2 protein-coding genes are annotated in these 1,879 nt (G+C 71.5%); one reads left to right on the forward strand and one right to left on the reverse strand.

What is annotated here, in order from left to right; all coding sequences use genetic code 11:
• Positions 1 to 932: 3-hydroxyacyl-CoA dehydrogenase NAD-binding domain-containing protein (locus tag AB0K09_RS33075; protein ID WP_366069090.1), on the forward strand; the 932-nt coding region annotated here is incomplete at its 5' end.
• Between the two features lie 75 nt (positions 933 to 1,007).
• Here AB0K09_RS33075 and AB0K09_RS33080 read toward each other — a convergent pair.
• Positions 1,008 to 1,862, reverse strand: coding sequence for a poly-gamma-glutamate hydrolase family protein (locus tag AB0K09_RS33080; RefSeq protein ID WP_366069091.1), 855 nt, complete (start codon positions 1,860 to 1,862; stop codon positions 1,008 to 1,010).
• Positions 1,863 to 1,879: the final 17 nt, after the last annotated feature.

Here is a 1,879-nt window from a genome sequence, read left to right on the forward strand (position 1 = left end):
CCAACCGTCTCAAGGCGTCGGTGACCGGCTCGCTGGACAAGGCCGCCGCCTTCGGCGACGCGGACTTCGTCATCGAGGCCGTCTTCGAGGAGATGGGCGTCAAGCAGCAGGTGTTCGCCGAGGTCGAGGCGGTCGTGCCGGAGCACACCATCCTCGCCACCAACACCTCCTCGCTGTCCGTCAGCGAGATGGCGTCGAAGCTGAAGCACCCCGAGCGGGTCGTCGGCTTCCACTTCTTCAACCCGGTCGCCGTCCTCCCGCTGCTGGAGATCGTGCGCGGCGAGCGGACCGACGACGCCTCGCTGGCCACCGCCTTCGGTGTCGCCAAGAAGCTGAAGAAGACCGCGGTGCTGGTCAAGGACGCCCCGGCGTTCGTCGTCAACCGCATCCTGACCCGCTTCATGGGCGAGATCCAGAACGTCATCGACGAGGGCACCCCGGTCGCGGTGGCCGAGAAGGCCGTCGAGCCGCTCGGTCTGCCGATGTCCCCGCTGGTGCTGCTGGAGCTGGTCGGCCCCGCCATCGGTCTGCACGTCTCCGAGACGCTGGCCGGCGCGTTCCCCGACCGCTTCAAGGTCTCCCCCAACCTGGCCGCCGTGGTCAAGGCGGGCAAGCGCGGCTTCTACGTCTACGACTCCGGCAAGCCGGAGCTGGACCCCGAGGTCGCGGCGCTGCTGAAGCAGGGCGACGTCGTCCTGACGGAGGAGCAGGTGCGGGACCGCGTCCTGGGCGCCGTCGCGCAGGAGATCGGCCTGATGCTGGACGAGGGCGTCGTCGCCGAGGCGCAGGACATCGACCTGTGCCTGATCACCGGCGCCGGCTGGCCCTTCCACCTGGGCGGCATCACGCCGTACCTGGACCGTGAGGGCGTCTCCGAGCGCGTCAACGGAAAGCGCTTCCTGGCCCAGGGCGTGGCGAGCGTCCCGGCGTAAGGATCCGGCGGAACAGGCCGAAGGGCCGCGCGGAGGTTCCCCTCCGCGCGGCCCTTCGCCGTACTCACGTTCCCGTCACGCGATGACCTGGGTCGCCTCCAGGCGGCCGGTGGCCGCGCGGACCGCGTTGGTGAAGGACCAGAACAACGGTGTGGTGCTGGTCTTCCGGCCGGCGCGGGTGTTGTCCGTGAACATGGCGGCGCGCAGGGCCGTGGTGGTCTCCAACTGCGCGCCCATGCCGAGCAGGGTGCGGTTGGCGATGTTGTCCGGGTCGACACCGCCGAGCGTCGGATGCGCGGAGGCGTCGACCGCGCGGATGCCGGCCACCGCGAACTCCTCCAGCAGCAGCCGGCGGAAGGCCGCGTTGCGGCCGCCCACGAGCACCGCCTGGGCGGTGCTCTCCAGACCGGCCTGGGAGGCGGTGCAGCCGTGCAGGCTGACGGCGTTCAGGCTGCCCGCGCACAGCGATCGGGCGACGCCGTCGTCGCAGTGGGTCGCGGTGACGTGGAGGTCACCGTTGTCCGTGGCACGCAGCGCCTCGAACATCCAGTAGTCGTAAACCGGCCCGCCGGCCGGGGTGACCGTCAGGTCGGCGGGGTGGTAACCGGCCACGGCCAGGCACAGCTCGGAGGTGCCGGTCTCGATACCGCCGCCGTGCAGGGCGAGGATCGTGGTCCGCACGAAGCCGGCGCGGCCCGCGAGGTCGTCGTCGGTCACGGCGTGACGGCGGTAGCGGCGGCCGTAGTCCTTGCCCTCGACCAGGGAGGTATCGGCGTACAGGGCCGTGTTCGAGGGGTAGTGGTCGCCGTCGCCCTCGTCGGCGGACACGGTCCGGCCGGCCGCCCGGGCCGTGCCCGGCAGGCCGAGCAGCGGGACCGCCGCGGCCGTGCCGGCGGCCGTGAGGAACGTGCGTCTGCTGGTGGGTGACATCTCGTGTGCGTCCTTTC

Origin of the sequence: Streptomyces sp. NPDC049577 (assembly GCF_040675635.1) — a bacterium.
GTDB lineage: Bacteria > Actinomycetota > Actinomycetes > Streptomycetales > Streptomycetaceae > Streptomyces.